Below are 5882 nucleotides of genomic sequence, written 5' to 3'. Positions count from 1 at the left end.
CTGTTCCACGTTCCGATCACCGTCGGCGGTGAGCTGGCGGACGTCGCCACCGCCGCGCGCGCGGCCGGGCTGCGTGTCGTCGCGGCGGACGTGAAGGGCGGCGACCTGCTCGAGGCCCGCGCCGCCGGGCACCTGGCGCTGCCGACCGCCTGGCTGTTCGGCAACGAGGCCCGCGGCCTCACCGACGACGCCCTGGCGCTGGCGGACACCGCCCTGCGGCTGCCGATCTACGGCCGCGCCGAGTCGCTGAACCTCGCCACGGCCGCCTCCGTGTGCCTGTACGAGTCGGCGTTCGCACAGCGCACCTGACCGCGGGCCGGCGCCGGAAAGAGAACGGGCCGCGCGTCCGAAGACGCACGACCCGTTCCTGGGGAGAGCCTGATCAGCCGTCCGCACCTGCCGCGGGGGTGGTGACGGTCATGCCGAGCTGCTTGTTGGCGGCCTCGGCGTAGCTCTGGGTGAAGGTTCCCGAGATCTTCACGTTCGAGATGTCCGTGCCGAGGGCGGTCTCCATGGCGGCGATGGTCTTCGGACCACCGGCGGGCATGATGCCGTCGGGCAGGAACTGACCCTTGTCGGTGGTCAGTCCGGCGATGTACTGGGCCTTCGTGATCGTCGCGTTCTGCACGAACTGCTGCGGCAGCTTGTTGGCGATGTCCGCGGCGGAGTGCGTCGCGATCCAGTGCATCGTGGCCACGAGCGCGGTCACGACCTTCTGCGTGGCGTCCTTGTGGGCGGCCACCCAGTCGGCGCGGGCGAGGAGACCGGCGGCCGGCCATGCTCCGCCGAGCGCCTTCGTGGCGCCCGCGGTGCTGGCGAGGTCGATGGCCGAGGTGGCGAGTCCCTGGCTGGTCAGGGCCCCGACCGTGGGCTGCGTCGTCATCACGCAGTCCGCGGTGCCCTGCCGGAGGGCGGCGATCGCGGTGGTGCCGGCGCCGACGGCGACGGTGTGGTACTGCGTGTGCGAGACGCCGGCCTGGTGCGCGATGAACTGGGTGAGCTCGTCGGTGCCGCTGCCGAGGTCGGTGACGCCCATGTTCTTGCCCTTGAAGTCGGCACCGGTCTTCACGCCGGACTTCGGCGTGCACATCACGCGCTCGCCGGGGGCGCCGGAGAGCTGCACCACGTTGATGACGTCCTTGCCCTTGGACTGGAAGTCGAACGTGTGGATGTACCAGGCGCCGGCGAAGTCGACCTGGCCGGATGCCATGGCATCCTCCGCGCCGACGCCGCCGTTCTGCTCGGTGGACAGCACCACGTTCACGCCGTACTTCTTGTAGAAGCCGAGGTTCTGCGCGAGCTGGTAGGGCAGGTAGATCTGCTTGTCGATGCCGCCGACCATGATGGTGACGGTGGGCATGGACTTGTCGGCGGTCGTGCCGGACGTGCTGCCGGCGCTCGAACCGCCGGTGCTGCTGCAGGCCGCGAGGCCGAGCGCCAGTGCTCCGACCGCGACGACGCCCAGGAGGCGCTTGTTCATGAGGGTTCCTTTCGATGTGCCGAGGGTCTCGGCGTTCCTTGGTGAGGGGTTCGGGTGCCCGCGACGGGACGTCAGATGGATGCCGCGGAGGTGCGCGACGGCGGACGCCAGCGCAGCAGTCGGCCTTCGAGCAGGGTGATGAGGTATTCGCAGATGAGGGTGAACGCGGCGATGAGGATCATGCACGCCCACACCGTGTTCGGGTCGAAGTTGCCTTGCGCCTGGCTGATGATGAGGCCGATGCCGCTGGTCGCGCCCAGTACCTCGCCGACCAGCGCGCCGATGATGGCGAAGCCGAACGCGGTGTGCAGGCTCGCGATGATCCACGTCATCGCGGAGGGGATCGTCACGTGGCGCGCCACCTGCAAGGGGGAGGCGCCGAGCACGCGCACATTCGAGATGAGGTCGGGGTTGACCTCCCGCACGCCCTGGAATGCGTTGAAGAACACGGCGAAGAACACCAGCACCGCGGCCAGGAAGATCTTCGACGGCATGCCCAGGCCGAACGCCACGATGAAGATGGCGCCGAGCACGATACGCGGGATGGCGTTGGCGACCTTGATGTAGGGGCCGGCCACGTCGGCGAGGTAGGCGTTGCTGCCGAGCAGGATGCCGACGATCATGCCGAGCACGGTGCCGAGGGCGAAGCCGAGCAGCGCCTCCTGCACGGTGATCCACAGGTTGGCCCAGATCGAGCCGAACGCGGTGCCCTGCGTGAACAGCTTCACGAGGCTGTCCCAGATGCCGGTGGGCTTGCCGAAGAAGAACGGATCGACGATCGCGTACTTCGCGCCGGGCAGCTTGATCGAGGTCAGCAGCTGCCAGCCGCCGAAGAAGACGACGAAGACGAGCACCCGGCCGATCCACACCCAGGAGGTGCGGCGCCGGCGCTGACGGGCGCCCTTCGCCCGCAGCTCGTTCTCCGTCTCGGGGCGGAAGAAGTTGCGCGGGTCGTCGGCGGAGTAGCCGTACTGGCCGAACACGTCGGTCTTCGGGGGGATCGAGGTCGCGGCGCTCATGCTGCCACCGCCGTCCGGGTGTAGGCGCGGGTGACTTCGTCGCGCAGCGACTCCCAGATCTGGGACTGCAGCTCGATGAAGCGCTTGTCGTGCCGGAGGTCCTGCACGTTGCCGCGCGGGCGGGGCAGGTCGATGTCGAACACGTCCTTCACGGAGCCGGGGCTCGAGGTCATGATCGCGACGCGGTCCGCGAGGGCCACGGCCTCGTCGAGGTCGTGGGTGATGAACAGCACCGAGGGGCGCAGCTGCTCCCACAGCTGCAGCAGCTCGCTCTGCATGATGGCCTTCGTCTGCACGTCGAGCGCGCCGAAGGGCTCGTCCATGAGCAGGATGCGCGGGTTGTTGATGAGCGCGGCCGCCATCGCGACGCGCTTGCGCATGCCGCCGGACAGCTGATGCGGGTAGCGGTCCTCGAAGCCGGCCAGGCCGACGCGGCGCAGCCAGTCGCGCGCCAGCTCGGTGGCATCCTTCTTGGGCGTGCCGGTGAGAACCGGGCCGGTCATCACGTTGGCGAGCACCGTCTTCCAGGGGAACAGCGAGTCGCCCTGGAACATGTAGCTGACGCCCGAGGTGATGCCGCTGACGGGCTGGCCGCCGACGAGCACCCGGCCGGCGCTGGGCTTGTCGAGACCCGACACCTGGCCGAGCGTGGTCGACTTGCCGCAGCCGGTCGGTCCCACGATGGCGCAGAACTGTCCCGGCTCGATCGTCAGGTTCACGTCCGAGATGGCGGTGAACGGCTCGCCCTTGGGCGTGAGGAAGCGTTTGGTGAGCCCGGTGATCTCGATTCGGGCGGCATCATCCGCGCCGGGTGCGCGGCTCGATGCGTGGGGGACTACGGCGTCCATGGCCAGACCTCTCTGTCTTCAGCGTTCGGTGGATCGAATGTAGGCAGGTGGCGGATGCCGGCGCGCGCTTGCGCGCCATTCCCGTTTTGTGCGCGTTTCGGAGGGTTCTGCGCGTTGTGCGCACCTTGCTTTCCGGCCGCGGAATACCGACAATCAGGCGGATGCCCGTTCGTTTCCGCAAGATCAGCAGCCAGATCTTCCTGGCCCAGCTGGTGATCCTCACCGCCTCCATGGCGGTGGGGTTCGTGCTGTTCACGCAGGCGGCCCGGGCGAACCTCGATCACGACTACCAGGCCCGCGCCGCCGCCATCGCCGAGACGTTCGCGCAGATCCCCACGGTGCGCACGTGCATGGCATCCGCACCCGTGGGCGAAGCGTGCGACGCCCAGATGCAGCAGCTGGCGGGCTCCACGGTGCAGCGCACCGGCGCGTCGTACGTCGTGGTGATCGGGATGGATCGGGTGCGGCACACGCATCCGAATCCCGCGCTCATCGGCAAGAAGGTGAGCGAGCCCATCGTGACGGTGGACGGCAAGGTGCACCTGCGCGTGGATCCCGGATCGACCGGGGTCAGCGCGAACGCGCGGGTGCCGCTCTACGCGCCGCAGGGCGCAATGGCGGGTGAGGTCTCGGTGGGTCTTCGGGAGAGCTCGGTGTCGAGCGAACTGGTGGGCCAGCTGCCGGCCTACGGGGTGTGGTTCGTGGTCGCGCTCGCGCTCGGCGCCCTCGCATCCTGGCTGCTGGCTCGACGCATGAAGCGCCGCACCTTCGGACTCGAGCTCGACGAGATCGCCCGGCTGCTGCAGGAGCGCGAGGCGACGCTGCACGGCATCCGCGAAGGGGTCATCGCGATCGACCCGACCGGCCGCATCTCGGTGATCAACGACGAGGCCCGGCGCCTGCTGCGGCTCTCCGCCGCCCCGCTGCACGGCCGGCTCGAGGACGTGCTGCCGCCCGGCCGCATCCGCGACGCACTGACGGATGCCGCCGGCCTCGAGGACGAGATCATCGTGACCGACGACTTCCGTCTGGTGGTCAACAGCATGCCGGTGGTGCTCAACGGCCGACCGCACGGCGCCGTCGTGACCCTGCGCGACCGCACCGAGGTGGAGGCGCTCGCGAGCGAGCTGATCGGAACCCGCACGCTCACCGAGTCCCTGCGGGCGCAGCAGCACGAGTTCGCCAACCGCATGCACGCGATCGCAGGGCTGCTCGAGCTCGGGCGGCTGCCGGAGGCGCTCAGCTACGTGCACGAGATCCGCGGCACGAGCGCCGACCTCGACGAGACGCTGCGCGCCCACATCGCGGCCCCGCAGATCATCGGGCTGCTGCTGGGCAAGGCCGCCGAGGCGGGGGAGCGCGGCATCGATCTGCGGGTGTCGCCGGACACCGTGCTCGGCGAGGCTCCGGAGCGGGTGCAGGCGCTGACGACGATCGTGGGCAACCTCGTGGACAACGCGTTCGACGCGGTCGCGGCGACGCGTCCTCCGCGGCGGGTCGAGCTGAGCATCGTGGAGGGGCCGGATGCCGTGACGGTCCGGGTCGCCGACAGCGGGCCCGGGGTCGACCCGTCCGCCCTCCCGCACCTGTTCGAGACCGGCTACACGACCAAGGCCGGGGATCTCGCCGGCCACAGCGGCATCGGCCTCGCGCTCGTGCGCGCCGCCGCCGTGCAGGCTGGGGGGACGGTGTCGGTGTCGACCGGGCCGGGCGCCGTCTTCACGGTCGTGCTCCCGCGCGCCCTGACGCCCGGCCGGGAGGAGGAACGGTGAGCGACGCGGCGACCACAGCACCCATCTCCGTGCTGGTGGTGGACGACGACTTCCGGGTCGCCGCCGTCCACGCCGGCTTCGTGGGGCAGGTTCCCGGCTTCGAGGTGCGGGGCGAGGCCCACACCGCCGCCGAGGCGCTCACCGCGATCGAGGGCGCGCGCCCGGACCTCGTGCTGCTGGACCTCTACCTGCCGGACGGCAACGGGCTGGACCTGCTCCGCACGCTGCGCGGGATGCCGGAGCCTCCAGATGTCATCGTGATCTCGGCGGCGAACGACGTGGCATCCGTGCGTGCCAGTCTGCAGCTCGGCGCCGTCAACTACCTGGTGAAGCCGTTCACGTTCGCGGACTTCTCGGCACGGCTCGTCGCCTTCCGCGACGCCCAGGCGCGCATGGCGGAGCTGCCCGGCGAGGCCACCCAGGCCGACATCGACCGCATCTTCGGGATGCGCCGCCCCGTCGCAGCCCCCGACCGCCCCGTGGAGGCCGCGCGGCTCGCGCCGACGCTGCGACTCGTCTACGAGGCGGTCGCACGCGGCGACGCGCAATCGGCGACGGAGGTCGGCGCCATCGTCGGGATCAGCCGGGCCACGGCGCAGCGCTACCTCACGCAGCTCGAGCAGAGCGGGATGCTGCGCCTCGAACTGCGGTACGGCGCCACCGGGAGGCCGGAGCACCGGTACTTCGTGCAACGCGGCTGAACGATCGGCCCGGCAGGGAGGGCGGCGGGCCCCCGGTAGAATCGGCTCTCGTGTCCGAAGAG

6 protein-coding genes are annotated in these 5882 nt (G+C 70.4%); 3 read left to right on the top strand and 3 right to left on the bottom strand.

Annotated elements, in window-relative coordinates:
- Nucleotides 1–309: TrmH family RNA methyltransferase (locus VJR25_RS12820; RefSeq protein ID WP_324115621.1), on the top strand; the 309-nt coding region annotated here is incomplete at its 5' end.
- Nucleotides 310–382: 73 nt separating this feature from the next.
- Here VJR25_RS12820 and VJR25_RS12815 read toward each other — a convergent pair.
- The 3 genes from VJR25_RS12815 to VJR25_RS12805 all read right to left on the bottom strand — a co-directional run bounded on the left by VJR25_RS12815 (nt 383) and on the right by VJR25_RS12805 (nt 3347).
- Nucleotides 383–1480: an ABC transporter substrate-binding protein gene (locus VJR25_RS12815; RefSeq protein WP_324115619.1), complete on the bottom strand. Its 1098-nt coding sequence runs from the start codon at nt 1478–1480 to the stop codon at nt 383–385.
- A gap of 71 nt (nt 1481–1551) precedes the next feature.
- Nucleotides 1552–2499 (bottom strand): ABC transporter permease, encoded by a 948-nt coding sequence (locus VJR25_RS12810; protein WP_324115617.1) that lies wholly within the window; start codon nt 2497–2499, stop codon nt 1552–1554.
- Complete coding sequence (locus VJR25_RS12805; protein WP_324115614.1) at nt 2496–3347, bottom strand: ABC transporter ATP-binding protein; 852 nt, start codon at nt 3345–3347, stop codon at nt 2496–2498. Before VJR25_RS12805 ends, VJR25_RS12810 begins: the two co-directional genes overlap by 4 nt.
- Nucleotides 3348–3508: 161 nt before the next feature.
- Here VJR25_RS12805 and VJR25_RS12800 point away from each other — a divergent pair, with 161 nt between their 5' ends.
- Together VJR25_RS12800 and VJR25_RS12795 are read left to right on the top strand one after the other, a co-directional pair.
- Nucleotides 3509–5119 carry a sensor histidine kinase gene (locus VJR25_RS12800; RefSeq protein ID WP_324115612.1) on the top strand — a complete coding sequence of 537 codons (1611 nt, stop codon included), beginning with the start codon at nt 3509–3511 and terminating at the stop codon, nt 5117–5119.
- Complete coding sequence (locus VJR25_RS12795) at nt 5116–5820, top strand: response regulator (RefSeq protein WP_324115611.1); 705 nt, start codon at nt 5116–5118, stop codon at nt 5818–5820. The genes VJR25_RS12800 and VJR25_RS12795 overlap by 4 nt, the downstream gene beginning before the upstream one ends.
- Nucleotides 5821–5882 lie beyond the last annotated feature (62 nt).

It is taken from the genome of Microbacterium sp., assembly GCF_035277845.1.
Classification (GTDB): Bacteria; Actinomycetota; Actinomycetes; order Actinomycetales; family Microbacteriaceae; genus Microbacterium.
This window is presented reverse-complemented; position numbering and strand designations above follow the sequence as displayed.